This is a genomic window from Kluyvera chengduensis, from assembly GCF_044197065.1.
Taxonomy (GTDB): Bacteria; Pseudomonadota; Gammaproteobacteria; order Enterobacterales; family Enterobacteriaceae; genus Kluyvera; species Kluyvera ascorbata_C.
The window spans coordinates 161439-180521 of sequence record NZ_JBIQOI010000003.1 but is presented as its reverse complement, the minus strand read 5'-3'; the positions used below and the strand labels follow the sequence as shown (position 1 = coordinate 180521).

At 55.4% G+C, this 19083-nt stretch carries 17 protein-coding genes; 5 read left to right on the top strand and 12 right to left on the bottom strand.

From position 1 onward, the window contains the following. Window positions 1–106 precede the first annotated feature (106 nt). The 3 genes from sbp (at window position 107) to ACH1XZ_RS11835 (ending at window position 3323) form a co-directional block, all read left to right on the top strand. Window positions 107–1096, top strand: a complete 990-nt coding sequence (sbp, locus tag ACH1XZ_RS11845) for a sulfate/thiosulfate ABC transporter substrate-binding protein Sbp (RefSeq protein WP_395595722.1) — start codon at window positions 107–109, stop codon at window positions 1094–1096. 93 nt (window positions 1097–1189) lie between these two features. After that, window positions 1190–1945, top strand: a complete 756-nt coding sequence (locus ACH1XZ_RS11840) for a CDP-diacylglycerol diphosphatase (RefSeq protein ID WP_395595721.1) — start codon at window positions 1190–1192, stop codon at window positions 1943–1945. Between the two features lie 73 nt (window positions 1946–2018). Then, entirely contained in the window at window positions 2019–3323 is a 1305-nt protein-coding gene (locus ACH1XZ_RS11835) for an SLC13 family permease (protein ID WP_395595720.1), read from the top strand. Window positions 3324–3438: 115 nt separating this feature from the next. Here ACH1XZ_RS11835 and tpiA read toward each other — a convergent pair whose 3' ends face one another. Both tpiA and ACH1XZ_RS11825 read right to left on the bottom strand, forming a co-directional pair. Then, on the bottom strand, window positions 3439–4206 hold the full coding sequence (gene tpiA, locus ACH1XZ_RS11830) for a triose-phosphate isomerase (RefSeq protein ID WP_395595719.1): 768 nt from the start codon (window positions 4204–4206) through the stop codon (window positions 3439–3441). A gap of 108 nt (window positions 4207–4314) precedes the next feature. Next, window positions 4315–4911, bottom strand: a complete 597-nt coding sequence (locus tag ACH1XZ_RS11825) for a DUF1454 family protein (protein ID WP_395595718.1) — start codon at window positions 4909–4911, stop codon at window positions 4315–4317. A gap of 110 nt (window positions 4912–5021) precedes the next feature. On the opposite strand from ACH1XZ_RS11825, the gene ACH1XZ_RS11820 reads away from it, so the two are divergent. Next, a complete protein-coding gene (locus ACH1XZ_RS11820) occupies window positions 5022–5453 on the top strand; it encodes a DUF805 domain-containing protein (protein WP_123651029.1) in 432 nt (143 codons plus the stop codon). On the opposite strand, the gene fpr is transcribed toward ACH1XZ_RS11820, so the two are convergent. From fpr to gmk, 7 genes are all read right to left on the bottom strand, one after another. Beyond that, a complete protein-coding gene (gene fpr, locus ACH1XZ_RS11815; protein WP_395595717.1) occupies window positions 5444–6190 on the bottom strand; it encodes a ferredoxin--NADP(+) reductase in 747 nt (248 codons plus the stop codon). The genes ACH1XZ_RS11820 and fpr overlap by 10 nt on opposite strands. Before the next feature lie 96 nt (window positions 6191–6286). Further along, window positions 6287–7297 (bottom strand): class II fructose-bisphosphatase, encoded by a 1011-nt coding sequence (gene glpX, locus ACH1XZ_RS11810; RefSeq protein WP_395595716.1) that lies wholly within the window; start codon window positions 7295–7297, stop codon window positions 6287–6289. Window positions 7298–7365: 68 nt separating this feature from the next. Then, window positions 7366–9447 (bottom strand): ATP-dependent DNA helicase RecG, encoded by a 2082-nt coding sequence (gene recG, locus ACH1XZ_RS11805; RefSeq protein WP_395595715.1) that lies wholly within the window; start codon window positions 9445–9447, stop codon window positions 7366–7368. A gap of 5 nt (window positions 9448–9452) precedes the next feature. Continuing rightward, complete coding sequence (gene trmH, locus ACH1XZ_RS11800; protein WP_395595714.1) at window positions 9453–10139, bottom strand: tRNA (guanosine(18)-2'-O)-methyltransferase TrmH; 687 nt, start codon at window positions 10137–10139, stop codon at window positions 9453–9455. 4 nt (window positions 10140–10143) lie between these two features. Beyond that, window positions 10144–12258: a bifunctional GTP diphosphokinase/guanosine-3',5'-bis pyrophosphate 3'-pyrophosphohydrolase gene (gene spoT, locus ACH1XZ_RS11795; RefSeq protein ID WP_035895850.1), complete on the bottom strand. Its 2115-nt coding sequence runs from the start codon at window positions 12256–12258 to the stop codon at window positions 10144–10146. Between the two features lie 17 nt (window positions 12259–12275). Then, the gene (rpoZ, locus tag ACH1XZ_RS11790) at window positions 12276–12551 is read right to left on the bottom strand and encodes a DNA-directed RNA polymerase subunit omega (RefSeq protein WP_000135058.1); all 276 of its coding nucleotides are present in this window, start codon (window positions 12549–12551) and stop codon (window positions 12276–12278) included. Window positions 12552–12603: 52 nt separating this feature from the next. Next, the gene (gene gmk / locus ACH1XZ_RS11785) at window positions 12604–13227 is read right to left on the bottom strand and encodes a guanylate kinase (RefSeq protein WP_035895845.1); all 624 of its coding nucleotides are present in this window, start codon (window positions 13225–13227) and stop codon (window positions 12604–12606) included. Window positions 13228–13483: 256 nt separating this feature from the next. Between gmk and ligB the strand changes: the two genes are divergently transcribed. Next, on the top strand, window positions 13484–15160 hold the full coding sequence (gene ligB, locus ACH1XZ_RS11780) for an NAD-dependent DNA ligase LigB (RefSeq protein WP_395595713.1): 1677 nt from the start codon (window positions 13484–13486) through the stop codon (window positions 15158–15160). Here ligB and ACH1XZ_RS11775 read toward each other — a convergent pair. The 3 genes from ACH1XZ_RS11775 to ACH1XZ_RS11765 all read right to left on the bottom strand — a co-directional run bounded on the left by ACH1XZ_RS11775 (window position 15157) and on the right by ACH1XZ_RS11765 (window position 18899). Continuing rightward, complete coding sequence (locus ACH1XZ_RS11775; RefSeq protein WP_035895841.1) at window positions 15157–15774, bottom strand: trimeric intracellular cation channel family protein; 618 nt, start codon at window positions 15772–15774, stop codon at window positions 15157–15159. The two genes, ligB and ACH1XZ_RS11775, sit on opposite strands and share 4 nt — an antisense overlap. Window positions 15775–16020: 246 nt before the next feature. Next, window positions 16021–17754: a phosphoethanolamine transferase CptA gene (locus ACH1XZ_RS11770; protein WP_395595712.1), complete on the bottom strand. Its 1734-nt coding sequence runs from the start codon at window positions 17752–17754 to the stop codon at window positions 16021–16023. Between the two features lie 281 nt (window positions 17755–18035). Continuing rightward, window positions 18036–18899 (bottom strand): YicC/YloC family endoribonuclease, encoded by an 864-nt coding sequence (locus ACH1XZ_RS11765; RefSeq protein ID WP_395595711.1) that lies wholly within the window; start codon window positions 18897–18899, stop codon window positions 18036–18038. Between the last annotated feature and the right edge of the window lie 184 nt (window positions 18900–19083).

The window sequence follows — 19083 nt, the reverse complement described above, 5'->3', positions numbered from 1 at the left end:
GTTTATATTTCAAAACTGCATAATCAATCTTTTTTTATTCTTTAATCATTGGTTCGATTTCTGGCAGGCTAGCCTCATTACAACACAACAGATAAGAGAGCGGGCGATGAATAAGTGGGGCGTAGGGTTAACTCTTTTGCTGGCTACTACCAGCGTACTGGCTAAGGACATCCAATTACTTAACGTGTCGTACGATCCGACGCGTGAACTGTATGAACAATACAACAAGGCGTTCAGCGCGCACTGGAAAAAAGAGACCGGTGATAACGTGGTGATTCGCCAGTCGCACGGCGGATCTGGCAAACAGGCCACGTCCGTGATTAACGGCATTGATGCCGACGTCGTCACGCTGGCGCTGGCCTATGACGTAGACGCCATTGCCGAACGCGGCCGCATCGACAAAAACTGGATTAAACGTCTGCCGGATAACTCCGCGCCGTACACCTCCACCATCGTGTTCCTGGTACGTAAAGGCAACCCGAAACAGATTCATGACTGGAACGACCTGATTAAACCGGGCGTTTCCGTGATTACCCCGAACCCGAAAAGCTCCGGCGGCGCTCGCTGGAACTATCTGGCTGCCTGGGGCTACGCGCTGCATCAAAACAACAACGATCAGGCCAAAGCGCAGGATTTCGTGAAGGCGCTGTATAAGAACGTAGAAGTGCTGGACTCCGGCGCTCGCGGTTCTACCAACACCTTCGTTGAACGCGGTATCGGCGATGTGCTGATTGCGTGGGAAAACGAAGCGCTGCTGGCAGCGAATGAACTGGGTAAAGACAAGTTTGAGATTGTCACCCCAAGCGAATCTATCCTCGCCGAGCCGACCGTTTCCGTGGTCGACAAAGTGGCGGAGAAAAAAGGCACCACCGCGGTAGCGGAAGCGTACCTGAAATACCTCTACTCACCGGAAGGTCAGGAGATCGCGGCGAAGAACTACTATCGCCCACGTGACCCGGCGGTGGCGAAGAAGTATGAAAACGAATTCCCGAAACTGAAGCTCTTCACCATTGATGATGAGTTCGGTGGCTGGACCAAAGCGCAGAAAGAACACTTCTCTAACGGCGGTACCTTCGACCAGATTAGTAAGCGTTAATCTCACTCTAACGCCCGGTGATTTTACCGGGCGTTTTCTTTTGGTCATCAAACTACGTTACTCTTCCCCCTTGATTTGATTTGGGGAGACAAAATGACGCGCTTAAAATATCTGCTGGCAGCGCTGCTGGTATTGGTGATTGCTGCGGGAGCGGGCGGCTGGTACTGGCTGCATTCCGGCAACCCGGACGCGCTGCGCCACATTGTGCTAGAGCAGTGCGTGCCTAATCAGCTGAATCATCGCACCCCGGCCCCCTGTGCTGACGTGAATCCAAAAGGCGGCTACGTCCTGTTCAAAGACCGTAACGGCCCGCTGCAATACCTGCTGATGCCAACCTACCGCATCAATGGCACCGAAAGCCCACTGTTGCTTAACCCGCAAACGCCGAACTTCTTCTGGCAGGCGTGGCAACGTCGCATGATCATGAGCGATAAACGGGGCGCGGAAGTGCCGGATAGCGCCATCTCCCTGACAATTAATTCCCGCACCGGACGGACGCAAAACCATTTCCACATCCATATTTCCTGCCTGCGTAAAGATGTTCGCGAGCAGTTGGACGGCGATATCGCCGCCATCAGCAGCCGCTGGTTGCCGCTGCCGGGTGGTCTGATGGGGCATGAGTATCTGGCGCGCCGCGTCACCGAAAATGAGCTGGCGCAGCGTAGTCCGTTCCTGATGCTGGCGGAAGAAGTGCCGGAAGCGCGCGACCATATGGGGCGCTTTGCGCTGGCGCTGGTGAAGCAAAGCGATGACTCGTTGCTGCTGCTGGCAACCGAGCGTAACCTGCTGGCGCTGAACCGTGCCTCTGCCGAAGAAATTCAGGATCATCGCTGCGCAATCCTGCAATAACCCCACCTAATCTGGCGTTTACCTGTCTACCCTGTCGTCGTATGCTTGCTGAAAAAAACGACAGGAGACAGGTATGTCGCTCTGGTTTTCCCACCCTCTGTTCCTTCCCTCTATCATCGTTGGCGTCACTATCCTTCTGTGGGCCACCTCGCTGCTACCGGAGTTTATTACCGCGCTGCTGTTTTTCGCTGCGGCGATGACGGCGAAAATCGCGCCGCCGGACGTTATCTTTGGTGGCTTTGCCTCGTCGGCCTTCTGGCTGGTATTCAGCGGTTTTGTGCTTGGTATCGCCATTCGTAAAACCGGGCTGGCGGATCGCGCCGCACGGGCGCTCTCCTCAAGACTCACTGACTCCTGGCCGCTGATGGTCGCCAGCGTGGTGCTGCTGAGCTACGCGCTGGCGTTTGTGATGCCGTCGAATATGGGGCGCATTGCGCTGCTGATGCCGATTGTGGCGGCCATGGCTAAACGCGCGGGTATCGAAGACGGCACCCGTGCCTGGTACGGGCTGGCGCTGGCCGTTGGTTTCGGCACCTTCCAGCTTTCTGCGACCATTCTGCCCGCCAACGTGCCTAATCTGGTGATGAGCGGTGCTGCGGAAGGCGCCTACGGCATTCACCTCAACTATGTGCCGTATCTGTTGCTGCATACGCCGGTATTAGGTTGGCTGAAAGGGGCGGCGCTGGTGGGGCTTATCTGCTGGCTATTCCCCGGTAAACCCCATCCACCGCGCGACCTGGAGCCGTTGCCGCCAATGAGCGCGGATGAGAAGCGCCTGGCGTGGCTGTTGGCGGTGGTATTGACGCTGTGGGTGAGTGAAAGCCTGCACGGCATCGGACCCGCCTGGACGGGGCTGGTGGCTGCGGTCATCACGCTACTGCCGCGCGTTGGGTTTATTAACGGCGATGAATTTGCCAGCGGAGTGAACATCCGCACCTGTATTTACGTGGCGGGGATTCTGGGGCTGGCGATCACCGTGACCCAAACCGGGATTGGCGCCGTTGTGGGGAATGCGCTGCTGCATATCATGCCGCTCAGCGAAGACGCGCCGTTTACCAGCTTCCTCGCGCTAACCGGCATTACCAGCGCGCTGAACTTCATTATGACCGCCAACGGCGTACCTGCGCTGTATACCACCTTTGCCCAAAGCTTCTCTGATGCCACCGGCTTCCCGCTGCTGAGCGTGATTATGATTCAGGTACTGGGTTACTCCACGCCGCTGCTGCCGTATCAGGCGTCGCCGATTGTGGTGGCGATGGCATTAGGGAAGGTGCCTGCGCGGGCGGGGATGCTGCTGTGTCTGGCGCTGGCGGCGGTCAGTTATCTGCTGCTGTTGCCACTGGATTATGCGTGGTATCAGGTGCTGGGGAAATTATAAAAAAACCGGCCTGATGGCCGGTTCTTCCCGGCGGCGCTATGCTTGGCCGGGCTACGGGGAACCTGGTCGCCCGGACGAGGCGAATGCCGAATCCGGGGAGGTTCTGCGTGATGTCTTACGCTTTTTTCGCCGCTTCTGCTGCTTTAACGATCACCGCGAAAGCGTCAGCTTTCAGGGATGCACCGCCAACCAGCGCGCCGTCGATGTCAGGCTGGGTGAACAGCTCTGCTGCATTGCCTGCGTTTACGGAACCGCCGTACTGGATGATAACCTGTTCAGCGATTTTCGCGTCAGCTTTAGCAATGTGGTCACGGATGAATTTGTGAACAGCCTGAGCCTGCGCTGGAGTTGCAGATTTACCGGTACCGATAGCCCATACTGGTTCGTAAGCGATAACCGCGCCTTCGAAGGCTGCCGCGCCCTGAGTTTTCAGAACCGCGTCGATCTGACGTGCGCAAACTTCTTCAGTTTTGCCCGCTTCGTTTTCTGCTTCGGTTTCACCGATGCACAGCACTGGGATCAGACCCTGTTCTTTCAGAATCGCGAATTTCTTAGCGATCAGCTCGTCAGATTCTTTGTGGTAGGTACGACGCTCGGAGTGGCCGATGATGATGTAGGTTGCGCCAACATCTTTCAGCATTTCAGCGGAAGTTTCGCCGGTGAATGCGCCGGACAGGTTCAGGTCAACGTTCTGCGCGCCCAGGTGGATGTGGCTGCCCGCAGCGGCGTGTTTAGCCTGATCGATGTACATTTCTGGTGGCGCGATAGCAACGCCACAACCAGCAACGCCAGCCAGTTCGGTACGCAGATTAGCAATCAGCTCGTTTACCATGTGGCGGCTGCCGTTCAGTTTCCAGTTACCCATCACTAAAGGATGTCGCATTTCGATTCTCCACGCTTATCAGCGAATTAAGGAATATGGCCGCCCGTCAGGGCAGCATGGTCTGTGAAACAGTATAGAGATTGAATGTCATGAAGGCTTTGCTTTTTATCATTTATTCTCCCCTTCAAGATTCTCAGATAGCGCCAGCTTAATCGGTTCAACGGCGAAGGTCAGCCCTTTTTCACCGTTATCTGCGACAACATAGCGTACGGCGCCTTCGGTGCTGGCGAAGTAATGTTTACCTTTCCCGAGCGTCAGGAGCTTTTGCAGTTTTTGCAGACTTTGTGGTTTGGTGAGCGTTGGGATCACGGCGCGCATCAGCGCACTCATATATTCCAGCGCTTTATTCTTCGCCGCCTTCTGCTCTGGCCCTTGAATTGGCAGCCAGGTTATCTGAATGGACTTAATCTTCAGCGTGCCGCGCTCCAGCGCCGTAGAGGCGTAGAGATTTTCGTTTATCTTGCTGGCGGCGCGGGTAATGTTGAGCTGGTCGCGGCTTGAAGTAATTGACCGGAACTCGGCGAGCGGCAGCGTCGGGTTGTCGGCATTAAATTTTTCCCGGAACTGGCTGATGGAGAGATCGAAAGCTGGCGCGCCCGATATCAGATACGGCGCCACGGCCGCAGGCGACTGCGCCGACAGCACGGACTGAGCGGCACCCAGGGTCAGGAGCCCAATCAGACACAGCGTTATCCATTTTTTCATGCTTATCGTCTCCTCTTTTCCGATGACGATTAAAACGGGAACCACCTCGCTTGTCAAAATATGGCCGCTTCAGGGTACACTATGCGGCACAACGACAAAGGAAAGGGTACATGACTCTACAGCAATGGTTATTTTCCGGTAAAGGCCGTATTGGTCGCCGTGATTTCTGGATCTGGATTGCCATCTGGGCGGTGACGATGGTGGCGCTGTTTAGCCTTGCGGGCGGCGGGCTGGTTGACCTGCAAACGGCGGCATTTATGCTGGTCTGCCTGCTCTGGCCGACGGCGGCGGTGACGATTAAACGGCTACATGACCGGGGGAAGTCCGGCATCTGGGCGCTGCTGATGATTTTGGCGTGGATGCTGCTGGCGGGCAACTGGTCAATGCTGCCCGGTGTCTGGCAGTGGGGCGTAGGGCGCTTTATTCCGACGCTGATTATCGTGATGATGCTCATCGACCTGGGCGCGTTTGTCGGCACCCAGGGCGAGAATAAATACGGTAAAGAGACGCAGGCCGTGAAGTATCGCGCCGATCACCAATAGTGTTCGGCGGTCATGTGGCCCGGCCGACGACGCAGGTGTTTGGTCATCTGTCGGGTTTCTTTCAGCAGTTGCTGAGTGTCACGTACCATCTGCGGGTTACCGCACAGCATCACGTGGCTGGTTTCAGCGTTCATCGGCAGGCCGACCGCCGCTTCCAGCGCACCGCTTTCAATGAGCGCGGGTACGCGCCCCGTCAGCATGCCCGGCGCAGTTTCCCGGCTGACAACCGTATGAATACGCAGCTTGCCGGCATAACGTGCTTCCAGCGCTCGCATTTGCGGCAGATAGCTTAAGTCGGCGGCGTAGCGTGCGGCGTGAACCAGCACCAGATTCTTAAAGCGATCCAGATCTTTGCCTTCTTCCAGAATCGACAGATACGGCCCAATGGCGGTGCCGGTTGCCAGCATCCACAGAGTTTCGCAGTCGGGGATCTCTTCGAGCACAAAGAAGCCCGCCGCTTCGCTGACGACCAGTACCTCATCACCGGGCTTCAGCGCCGCCAGGCGTGGGCTCAGCTTGCCGTCCGGTACGGTGACCAGATAGAACTCGAGATCGGGATTATGTGGGGCGTTAACGTAGGAGTAGGCGCGCTGCACGCGCTCGCCGTCGATATCAAGACCGAGCTTGGCAAACTGCCCGGCGGTGAATGGTTTAACCGGTGCGTGGACGGTGAGGCTAAACAGTGCATTCGTCCAGTTATGCACCTTAACAACTTTGCCTGTTACCCAGTCAGCCATGGCCTATCTCCCCTCAATATCGTTAGCTTTATCATCACCGCGACGAGAGCAGATTTCCAGCCCGAAAGGGCCGGAAAGCTCTATTGATCAAATGATTCAGAGAATGTGACGCTGAATTTCAGTGTCTTTGCGATCGAGATAGTGAATTGACTGAATGCGGCGAATGGTGCGTGATTTGCCGCGGATCAGCAGCGTCTCGGTGGTGGCGATATTGCCCTTGCGGGTAATGCCATCTAGCAGGTCGCCTTTGGTGATGCCGGTCGCGGAAAAGATAACGTTATCGCTGCGCGCCATGTCGTCGAGCGTCAGCACGATGCCCGCTTCAATGCCCATCGCCTTGCAGCGTTCCAGCTCGTTTTCACCGATACGGCGGTTCTCTTCGCTGTCGCCTTTGACGTGATGACGCGCCAGCAGGCGGCCATGCATATCGCCATCCAGCGCGCGAATGACCGCAGCAGAGACCACGCCTTCCGGCGCGCCGCCGATGCCGTACATCACATCGACTTCGCTATCCGGCATACAGGTCAGGATAGAGGCGGCAACGTCGCCATCGGGAATGGCAAAGACGCGCACGCCCAGTTTTTGCAGCTCAACGATAACCTCGTCGTGACGTGGTTTAGCAAGAATGGTGACGGTTAATTCGGACAGCGGTTTGTCCAGCGCGCGGGCGACGTTACGCAGGTTCTCTTCCAGCGGTTTGTTGAGATCGATAGTGCCTTTCGCGCCTGGGCCGACAATCAGCTTTTCCATGTACATGTCAGGCGCATTGAGGAAGCAGCCCTTGTCGCCTACCGCCAGCACCGCCAGTGCGTTTGCCTGGCCCATTGCCGTCATTCGGGTGCCTTCGATGGGGTCAACGGCGATATCTACCGCATCGCCATTCCCGGTACCGACGGACTCGCCGATGTAGAGCATTGGCGCTTCATCGATTTCGCCTTCGCCAATGACGATAGTGCCGTCAATGTTGACCTTGTTGAGCATAATACGCATGGCATTGACCGCCGCGCCGTCGGCGGTGTTTTTATCGCCACGGCCCAGCCATTTGTAGCCTGCCAGCGCCGCTGCTTCGGTGACGCGCGAAAATTCGATAGCCAGTTCTCGTCTCATTACAAACTCGTCCAGGGAAGTAAAATTGTGCGAAGTTTAGCACAGCCTCTGTGGGGCTGTGGGTATCGCTACGCGTTGGAATAACGTTCGGTTTCCGGCATCCAGCGTTCAATCAGGGCATGGGCTTGCTGTGGATAACGGTCGTGAATATGGCGCGCCAGGCGCTGAACTTCGGGGATCATTGCCTGATCGCGCAGCAGGTCGGCGACTTTAAATTCAGCGTTGCCGGTCTGGCGGGTGCCAAGCAGCTCGCCGGGGCCGCGGATCTCGAGGTCCTTTTGCGCAATCACAAAGCCGTCGTTGCTGTCGCGCAGCACCTGCAGGCGCATCTGCGCGGTTTTCGACAGCGGCGCTTTGTAGAGCAGCACGCAGTGCGATGCCACCGCGCCACGACCTACGCGGCCTCTAAGCTGGTGCAGCTGCGCCAGACCCAGACGCTCCGGGTTTTCAATAATCATCAGGCTGGCGTTAGGGACGTCGACGCCGACTTCAATGACCGTGGTAGCAATCAGCAGGTGCAGTTCGCCCTGCTTGAACGCCTGCATTACGGCCTGCTTCTCGGCGGGCTTCATGCGCCCGTGGACGAGGCCGATATTCAGCTCCGGCAGCGCCAGCTTTAGCTCTTCGCAGGTGGCTTCCGCCGCCTGGGCTTCCAGCAGGTCGGATTCTTCAATCAGCGTACAGACCCAGTAGGCCTGACGGCCTTCGGTGGTGCAGGCGTTGCGTACGCGGTCGATGATGTCATGGCGACGGGTGTCCGGGATGGCGACCGTTGTGACCGGGGTTCGTCCCGGCGGCAGTTCATCAATCACCGAGGTATCCAGATCGGCATAGGCGGTCATCGCCAGGGTGCGTGGAATCGGGGTAGCGGTCATGATCAGCTGATGCGGGTGGAAGCCTTGCTGCTGGCCTTTTTCCCACAGCGCCAAACGTTGATGCACGCCAAAACGGTGCTGTTCATCGATGATCACCAGCGCCAGACCGTTAAACTGCACCTGTTCCTGGAAGATAGCGTGGGTGCCGACAATCATCTGCACCTGACCACTGGCAATAGCTTCCTGCTGCGCCTGACGTGCCTTGCCTTTCTGCTTACCGGCTAACCAGCCGACTTCAATGCCGAGTGGCTCAAACCAGCTACGGAAGTTATTGGCGTGCTGTTCGGCGAGCAGTTCTGTTGGCGCCATCAGCGCCACCTGTTTGCCGTGAGCGATAGCGCGCAGTGCCGCCAGCGCGGCAACCAGCGTTTTACCGGAGCCGACGTCGCCCTGCACCAGGCGCATCATGGGGATATCCAGCGCCATATCGTGTTCAATTTCGGCCGTTACGCGCGCCTGTGCGCCGGTAGGCTTAAACGGCAGATTGGCCAGAAACTTATCTTTCAGTTCGCGGTTCGCGCTGAGGGGCTGAGCGTGAAAACGCTGCGCGCCCGCGCGTAAGGCCAGCATGCTGAGATTGTGCGCCAGCAGTTCTTCCAGGATTAAACGCTGCTGGGCAGGGTGTTTACCGGTTTCTAAATCGGCAAGCTGGAGTGACGGAGGTGGGCGATGCAGCGTGCGCAGCGCTTCCGGCAGGCTCATCATCCCCTGCGCCAGTTCCGGCGGCAGCAGCTCGCTGATGGCGCAGGTATCGAGTAAATCCAGCGCCTGGTCGGTGAGCTTGCGCAGCGTGGCTTGCTTGATGCCTTCGGTGGTGGGGTAGACCGGGGTTAAGGTCTCCTGCAAATCCGGCGTGCTGAGGTCACCCTGTACGCGGTATTCCGGGTGGATCATCTCCGCGCCGTACTTGCCGCGCTTCGCTTCACCGTAGGCCAGCACGCGCCGCCCGGTGGCGAGGCTGTTTTTCATCGCCGCGTTGAAGTTGAAGAAGCGCATGGTCAGAATGCCGGTGCCGTCGCTAATCTGACAGGTCATCATCCGGCGGCCGCCGAAGGTGATATTGCAGTTCAGGACTTCGCCTTCCACGGTCACGTAGATGCCGGGAAGCAGTTCACCGATGGGATAAAGTTGGGTGCGGTCTTCGTAGCGCAACGGCAGATGCAGGAGCAAGTCCTGCACCGTATGCAGACCGATCTTCGCCAGCCGACTGCTCTGCGCGGCGCCTACGCCGGTCAATGTGTTGAGCGGAACGGCATCCAGCAGACGGCTTTGCATGGCGGTTACTCCGTAGCCTGCATAGTGGACCACCACGTAGCATCGGCTTCAATTTCGCCCTGCTCGTTGACGTGGGGATAAGGAAGGCCTTTGCGTTTAGCGACGTGTGCCAGCACCGGGTAGCCGCCTTCAAACAGCAGTCGCTGCTGCTCTTCGGCCGGCAGCATGCTGTTTTCGCGTTGATACATGCCGGCGTTCTGACGCTGGCGCTGGGCTTCATAGAGGATCAACGCAGAGGCGACGGAAACGTTGAGCGACTGCACCATGCCGATCATCGGGATGATGATGTCCTGGTCTGCGAGGGCTAACGCTTCCTGGGTGATACCGGTTTTTTCCTGCCCCATCAGAACACAGGTTGGGCGGGTGTAGTCGATTTCACGGAAATCGACCGATGTGTCTGACAGGTTGGTTGCCAGGATTTGCATGCCCTGGCGCTTTAAATGGCCAACCGCATCGCCGATGGTGGGATGGGTTATTACCTGTACCCAGCTGTTACTGCCCGCCGCGGATGCCATCGGGCGCATTCGGGTGCTGGGCCAGACCGCGTGAACTTCGTGTACGCCTACCGCGTCGGCGGTACGAACGATCGCCGAGACATTATGAGGTTTGTGAACCTCTTCCATGCAGACCGTCAGGTCAGGCTGACGCCTGGCGAGCATCTCACGAATACGCGCATAACGCTGTGAATTCATAAAGCTAGTTTCGGTTACGAGTGACTTTAATGACGTCCGGCATCACGCGGATTTTGCGCATGATATTCGCCAGGTGCACGCGGTCACGTGCGGTCAGACGGATAAAGGCGCTATAAACGCGGCCGTCTTTCTCTTCCGTATTCAGGCTTTGAATATTGGACGTCGCGGTGTTGATAGCTGCCGTCAGGTTGGCCAATGCCCCCTGATGGTTGAACATATCGACCTTAATCTCGGTGATAAATTCCTGCGCCGTCTCTTTGTCCCACTCAACTGCCATGAATTTCTCAGGTTCTTTCTGATAGCCGCGAATGTTGCGGCAGGATTCATGGTGAATAACCAGCCCTTTACCCGGGCTGACGTGGGCGATGATCGGGTCGCCAGGGATTGGGCGACAGCATTTCGCGAAGGTGATCAGCACGCCGTCTGCGCCTTTAATCGGCAGATGGCTGTGCCCTGAGGCACCTGGTGCGGAAGGAATCGCTTCACCCTGCTGGAGGTTTTTCGCCACCACCACGCTCATGGCATTGCCCAGGCCAATTTCGGCCAGCAGGTCGTCGAGAGTGGCAAGACGCATACGGTCAAGTTCGCGCTGAACATGGTCCGCTGGAATTTCCGCAAGCTTGCGGCTACCGCCCAGCGCATGGTTCAGCAGACGGCGACCCAGGCTGACGGAGTCGTCGCGCTTGAGGTTTTTCAGCATCTGACGGATTTTGGCGCGCGCTTTCGAGCTGACGACAAAATTAAGCCATGCGGCGTTCGGGCGTGCGCCCGGCGCGGTGATGATTTCGACCGTCTGGCCGCTGGAGAGCGGCTGCGACAGCGGGTAAGGCTGGCGGTCGACGCGCGCGCCGACGCAGGCATGACCGATATCGGTATGCACGGCGTAGGCGAAGTCCACCGGCGTAGCGCCAGCGGGCAGTTCGACAATGCGGCCTTCAGGGGTGAAAACGTAAATCTCATCCGGGAAGAGATCGGATTTAACGCTCTCGATAAATTCAAACGAGCTACCGGCGCTCTGCTGCAGCTCCAGCAGGCTTTGCATCCAGCGCTGGGCGCGGATTTGTGCGGTAGTACTGCTTTCGCCACCGTGCTCTTTGTAAGCCCAGTGCGCGGCAACACCCATCTCTGCCATTTGATCCATGTCTTCAGTACGGATCTGGACTTCGACCGGGACACCGTGTGGCCCAATCATTGAGGTGTGCAGGGACTGATATCCGTTGGCCTTTGGAATCGCGATGTAGTCTTTTACGCGACCCGGGCGCGGTTTGTACAGGCTGTGCATCTGGCCTAGTACGCGGTAGCAGGTATCCAGATCGTGGACGATAACGCGGAAGGCGTAGATATCCATGATCGAGTGAAAACGCTGCTCTTTCAGCACCATTTTGCAGTAGATAGAGTACAGATGTTTCTCGCGACCACTAACGCGACACGGAATTCCCGCTTCCTGCAAACGCCCTTCGATTTCAGAAAGGATCTTCTGAATCATCTCTTTACGGTTACCGCGCGCGGCTTTCACCACCTCTTTAATGACGCGATAACGGTTTGGATACAGCGCTTCAAAGCCCAGCTCTTCGAGCTCGGTCTTGATGTGGTGGATACCTAAACGGTGTGCCAGCGGGCTGTAAATTTCGAGGGTTTCACGGGCGATGCGGCGACGCTTGTCCGGGCGTAATGAGCCCAGCGTGCGCATGTTGTGGGTGCGGTCAGCAAGTTTGATGAGGATGACGCGGATATCCTGCACCATCGCCATAATCATTTTGCGAAAGTTTTCGGCCTGCGCTTCTTTCTTATCGCGGAACTTGAGCTTATCAAGTTTGGAGACCCCCTCTACCAGTTCAGCAACGCTCTTACCAAAGAGCTGCTCCATGTCCTGGTAGGTGGCAGGGGTATCTTCAATCACGTCATGCAGCAGGGCGGCCATCAGCGTTTCATAGTCGAGTTTCATCTCGGCCAGAATACAGGCTACCGCTACCGGGTGCGTGATATAGGGTTCACCGCTTGAACGTGTCTGCCCCTCGTGAGCGTCACGTGCAACGAGATAGGCCTGCCGAAGACGCTTAATCTGGTCTTCCGGCAGGTAATTTTGAATCAGCTGATTCAGGCTCTCAAACAGATACAAGGGCGACCCGCTTATTATTAACGACGACCTTCAGCAATAGCGGTAACAGCTTGTAATTCAGCGGCTTCCTGCTCTTGTTGTTCCTGGCGCTCACGCACGTCGAGGATCTGGTTGTTGATCAGACCTTCTTCGATTTCGCGCAGTGCGATAACGGTGGTTTTGTCGTTTTCTTCTGGAACCAGCGGATCCTTTCCGCCTACCTGCATCTGACGAGCGCGACGCGCGGCGACCAGTACCAGGTCAAAACGGTTACCAATTTTCTCTACAGCGTCCTGAACAGTTACGCGTGCCATACTTTAATGCTCCACAGATAGTGATGGACTGGGCATGATACTGAAAGTGGGTTCAGTCTGCCAATAATTTGCTGATTAAAGCGTCATGTCGCTGCTTTTGGCGGCTCATACGCAGACGTTCTGCCCGGAGGATGGTTTTAAAGTCACCCAGCGCGGTATCAAAATCATCATTGACGATAAGGTAATCATATTCCGCGTAATGACTCATTTCTGCAACTGCCTGAGCCATACGTTTTGCGATAACCTCTTCGCTGTCCTGTCCGCGGCCGCGCAGGCGACGGTCCAGTTCAATTTTGGACGGCGGCAGAATAAAGATGCTGCGTGCGCCCGGCATGCTTTTACGGATTTGCTGAGCGCCCTGCCAGTCGATATCAAGGAAGACATCAACGCCGGTTGCCAGTACCTGCTCAATTGCCTGACGCGAGGTGCCGTAATAGTTGCCAAAGACTTCTGCGTGTTCCAGGAATGCCCCTTCGCCAATCATCGTTCTGAAATCGTCGTGATTCACAAAGAAATAGTGTTCACCGTGCACTTCACCCGGACGCGGCGCGCGCGTGGTATGTGAAACAGATACCTGGGAGTCGTACAACGGTTGGGTTTTCAATAAAGCCTGAATCAGGCTGGATTTACCCGCGCCGCTAGGGGCGGAAACAATATAGAGCGTGCCTTGAGCCATGAGTGTCTTTTGTATGTGATTATCGAAAGAGAACTTACATACGAGCCTATTATACACGGCGCCGCCACGCGACGTAGCCTTTGTCACATTTTTTGTGCCAGTTTCTTTCATTTTGCGTGCCGTTTTCCTGATTTCCCCTGCTGTTGCTGCAACAACGTTTTTTTCCCTGAAGCCTGCTCGTAAAACCCTCGATCTCTTCTCGCATCGTGAAAAGGGCTGCGCTACAAACGGGCTATCCGTTTGAGAGGGAAAGAAAATGAGAGCATGGATGAGTATCGTGGGGTTGTTGCTTACGCTCCAGGTGCAGGCAGCCTGTCCTGCCTGGTCTCCTGCCAGGGCCGAGCAGGAGATTGCACAACTGAAGGGTCAGATATCGCAATGGAATAAAACCTACTGGCAGCAAGGAGAGAGTGAGGTTAGCGACGGTGTGTATGACCAGCTTGCTGCGCGGCTTGCCCAGTGGCAACGCTGCTTTGGCGTGACATCCGTCGAGGAAACCAGCCTGTTGCCACTCAGCAGGACGATACAACATCCGGTGGCGCATACCGGCGTGCGCAAACTGGCGGATGAGCGCGCAGTTGGTGCTTGGATGACGGGGCGGGAAGGTATCTGGGTGCAGCCGAAAGTCGATGGTGTGGCGGTGACGCTGGAATATCGGAATGGTTATTTGAATAAAGTCATCAGCCGGGGGGATGGCTTACGTGGGGAAGACTGGACTGAAAAAGCCAGGCGCATTCCGTCTATTCCGCAAAACGTGAGCGGTAAGCTGGCAAACAGCGTTCTACAGGGTGAGATATTTTTAGGCACCGAAGGGCATGTACAGCAGAAAATGGGCGGCATGAACGCACGCTCAAAGGTGGCGGGTATGCTGATGCGGCAAAGCAGCGGAGAACCGCTATCGGCGCTCTCGCTGTTCGTGTGGGCGTGGCCTGATGGCCCTGTTTCTATGCGTGAGCGGCTGGATTTGCTCGCCGCCTCTGGTTTTGCGCTTACCTCGCGTTATACGCATCCCGTGAAGCAGGTTAAAGAGGTGGCTGACTGGCGTTCGCGCTGGTTTAACTCGGCATTACCCTTCGCTACGGATGGCATCGTTATCCGCGCAGCAAGAGAACCCGATGGCGCAAATTGGCTCCCGGCGCAGGGGGAGTGGGTCATTGCGTGGAAGTATCAGCCGGTATCACAAGTGGCTGAGGTAAGTGGTATCCACTTTGCTATTGGCCGTACAGGAAAAATTTCCGTTGTTGCTGAACTGGAGTCATTCATGCTGGACGACAAGCGCGTGCGGCGGGTCAATATTGGGTCGGTGGCGCGCTGGCAGGCGCTGGATATCACGACGGGCGATCAGCTGTTGGTGAGCCTGGCAGGCCAGGGCATTCCGCGCCTGGAAAGTGTGGTGTGGCGTGATCTCGACCGGACAAAGCCGCAGCCTCCCGCGTCCACCTATCACGCACTCACCTGTTTCTATCGCGCCGACAATTGCCGGGAGCAATTCTTAGCGCGCCTTATCTGGTTGGGGCAGCCAGCGGTTCTGGATATTAAAGGGATCGGTGAAGCCGGCTGGAGTCAGCTTGCGACAGCGTATTCGTTTGACCATATCTTTTCCTGGCTTGGGCTGACGTTAAAGCAACTGCAGTCAACGCCTGGTATGACAACGGATCGTGCGCAGCGGCTTTGGCACCGTTTAGACATGACGCGCAGACAGCCTTTTCGTCGCTGGGTAAAGGCGATAGGCGTGCCGTTGCCAGATATGGCCTTGAAGGCGCTTGATGACGATTCCTGGGAGCAGTTACGGTCGCGTGATGAGCGGAGTTGGCAAACGCTGCCGGGTATTGGCATTGAGAAGGCGCGGAGCCTGGCAGCGTTTGTTCATGACCCCGTGATTGGCTCGCTTGTTGAAGCGCTGAGGTCATCAGGGATAGCGGGATTTAATTAGTGTGTTTCGTGACGGTAGTGGAAAACCGGCAGACCGAGCTTGAGCCTTAGCGCCAGCATACGCGCGGTAAAACCGAAGAGTAGCGTTGAGATCACCACCACATCATGGTTGCTGACGTATTGCTGTAGCGCGACGTATAGCACGGCGGCGGCAAATGATATGCCGGCGTAAAGCTCTTTCTGGAATACCAACGGAATGCGTTTACAGAACATATCGCGCAGCACACCACCAAATACGCCGGTAATGACGGCGGCAATAACGGCGATGATGGGGCCTTCTCCCATATCCAGCGCTATCTGTGCACCAATGATTGAGAAGACAATCAGGCCGATGGCATCCAGCACCAGGAATAGGCGGCGCAGGTGGGGCATGACCGGGGCCACAATGGTGGTAAGTACCGCTGCGATGGCGACGGTAATAATGTATTCAGGGTGCTGTACCCAGCCTAATGGGTAGTGACCAAGCAGCATATCGCGCACGGAACCGCCACCTAGCGCAGTAGCCGTGGCGATGATGATAACGCCAAAAGTATCCATGCGGCGGCGCCCGGCAGCCAGGGCTCCGGTCATTGCTTCAGCGGTGATGCCGATAAGGTAAAGGATATGCAGTAACATGTTCGCTCCCAGAAAGAATGGCTGGAGGGTAGCGATTTGTGCGCATGGTCACGATTGAGTTTTTCTAAGGCAAAATGGTTTTGATTAGAAAAACTAATCTAGCTTTGGTGATTTTACTCTGCTTTTGTCAGTTTTCTGTGGTTTAAGTCGATTTTTGGTGATTAGAAAATGTAATTTATTTTTAGCGGAGACGTGAAACTAACAGCGCGAAAAAAAGCCGCTTCAAGATGAAGCGGCCTGGAGTCGTTACTGATTACCGATTTGCTCGCCGAATGGCAGCTTGTCGTAATCGGTTAGCGTTTTCTTGTCATATGGGTTGCCAATCCAGCGTGTCGTCTCTGTAAACTGTGGGTTGGTTAACGCGCGGGTAGGGTCATACCCGTCGTAGGTTAAACCGGCCAAGTCGGACCAGGTATGGATAAGCTCGGAGCTGCTGTATTTGCGGTTAACATCCTGAGAGAAATCGCGAGGATGCTCCTGATGCCATTTTTCTGACGTCCACAGCAGGAACGGGATGGTGTACATATGGCGCGTTGGCGCCAGCTCGTTACGTCCCTGTGTATGGTGTGGCGGCGTGTCATAAACCTCTTCACCATGGTCAGAGAAATACAGCAGGAAACCGTTCGGATCGGTCGCTTTGTAGTCCTTAATCAGGCTGGAAACGACGAAATCGTTGTACAGGTTAGCATTATCGTAGTTGTTATACGTGTCCTGCTCATCCTTGCTTAGCCCAGCTGGCATCGTGTCGGTTTTACCCGAGAATTTATTCCAGTTTTCCGGGTAACGGTACTCGTAGTTAATATGTGTGCCCAGTAGATGCACGATGATAAATTTCTTCGGTGCAGGGTCTGTCAGAACCTCTTTAAACGGTGCCAGAACGTTAGCGTCGTATTCGCGGGCGCTCTGGGTACGTTGCTGGTTCATATAGAATTGCTTGTCGGTCTGTTTAGAGAACACGGTCAGCATGGTATTACGCGAGGTCATCGTCTGCTGGTTGGTGATCCAGAAGGTTTTATAACCCGCCTGTTTCATCAGGTTCATCAGTGATGGCTTCGTCAGATACAGATCCGGATTTTGCTCGTTGGCAAAGGTCAGCGCTTGCTGAAGGATCTCAATCGTGTAAGGACGAGAGGTCACTACATCGTTGAAAACGGTGAAGTTCGGGTCTGACTTGTGCAGGGCATCCAGCTCTGGTGTGGTTTCACGTGGGTAGCCATAAAGACTCATATGCCCACGCTGCGTGGATTCACCGATGACCAGAACCAGCGTACGCGGGGCATTCCCTGAGCTGTCTTTCAGGTTTGCCAGCGGTGGTAGTGCATGGTTGTCGTTTAGCAGTCGGGTCAGATTATCTAGCTGATGGTGATACTGGTAATAACCAGTAATGAACTGCCATGGCGCAGCAGGGGCCAAACGGCCAGAGAGGCCATCCAGGACATCTGCGACGGGTTTGTCTTTCATCAATACGCCAGTAGCAAGCGGGTTCAGAACCAGCCCATACAGCAGGGCAAAGGAGACAAGCCAGCGCCAAGGTTTCGGGATGTAGACCGGACGCAGACGGGTCCAGAGAAGCACGGCAATAACGGTATAGACCACCGCGACCAATACAATCTTCAGGCTAAAATATTGGCTTAAGAACTCACCCGCTTCATTAGTGTTGGTTTCAAACATCACGAATAAAACGCTCTGTGAAAACTCCTGGCCATAAATAACGTAATAGCAGATAGCTGCAAGGGAAGCTGCCCAGAGTACGACGCCGATTAGGGCACCGATGATCCGAGTTTTCTTTGGAAACAGGAAGACAGGTACCAGCCACAATAAGCTAAAGAGAATCGAATCACGCAGCCCGGTAGATCCGCTGTAGCCCGTTGCATAGATAACAATCTGTAATACCGTTGAAAAGAAACAAAAATACAATACGGCCCAGCCAAGGGCTTTCCAGCTGAACGCTGGTGTACTCTGAGTAGTCGTGGATTGCATAAATTTAACTTAATTTGAAGTCGAGGCAGCCAGTTTAGCCACCAATACTTAAGATATAATTAGACTGATATCTGAGCGTAAAAAAGAGATAAGACGGATTCTTCTTGTGGGTAAGAGAGAAGGTTATCTCATTAGAAACGTTCGGGATATCGCATCATTTCCATAATCGCCCTTTATGTAAGGGGCGGTAATGATGCAATTTACTTGATGAAAAAGAAACTACCTGAAATAAAAATGCCCACGCGAAGGTGGGCATGGCGTTTTATCGTCATTAACGAAAATTATTCGATATTCTGAATCTGCTCGCGCATTTGCTCGATCAGTACTTTCAGTTCGATAGCCGAGTTAGTGACGTCAGCATTAATTGATTTCGATGCTAAGGTATTAGATTCACGGTTAAATTCCTGCATCATGAAGTCCAGACGGCGGCCAACCGCTTCTTTTTTCTTCAGGATGTTATAGGTCTCTTTCACGTGCGCTTCGAGGCGATCCAGCTCTTCGGCAACATCAATACGCTGGGCCATCAGCACCAGCTCCTGCTCAAGACGGTTGTTCTCAAGCTGAACTTCCGCGTCTTCCAGCTTGGCAACCAGACGGTCGCGCTGCCATTGCAGGATTTCCGGCATATGGGCACGGACTTTGGTCACTTCGCCGCTGACGCCTTCCAGACGCTGCTCAATCAGGGCTTTCAGCGCCTGGCCTTCAGTTTCACGGGCGACGATAAAGTCGTCCAGCGTACCGTCCAGCGCATTCAGAATTTCGGCGGCGATAGCATCCAGATCTTGTTCCTGAGCCGCCATTACGCCCGGCCAGCGCAGAATGTCGACCGGGTTAATTTCCCCTTCGTCGCTCTGCATTTTGACCCAGTTTGCGGCGTTAACCAGCTGCTTTGCCAGGTTTTCATTAAGAATAAGCTCGCCTTGCGCGCTGGCGTCTGGCTCGAAGCGCAGGGTGCATTCAACTTTCCCGCGCGTTAAGCGGCTACGCAGGCGTTCGCGAACAACGGGCTCCAGGCTGCGGAACTGCTCCGGCAGACGGAAATAGGTTTCGAGATAACGCTGGTTAACAGAGCGCAGTTCCCAAGCGGCGCTGCCCCAACTGCCCTTGATTTCACGGCGGGCATAGGCGGTCATGCTGCGGATCATAGACGTTCCTGTTTTTAAAGGAGAGATGGGGGGATTATAGCCTCCGGGGGCTTATGAGGATAGGAATAAGCGCCGTTAATCCGTATACGCGCCATCCTACAAGCTGTCACTGAGTTGGGCTCACTCCCTTGCCGCCTTGATACAGCTTGAATGATTTTGTGTATAATGCGCGCCACATTCGTTT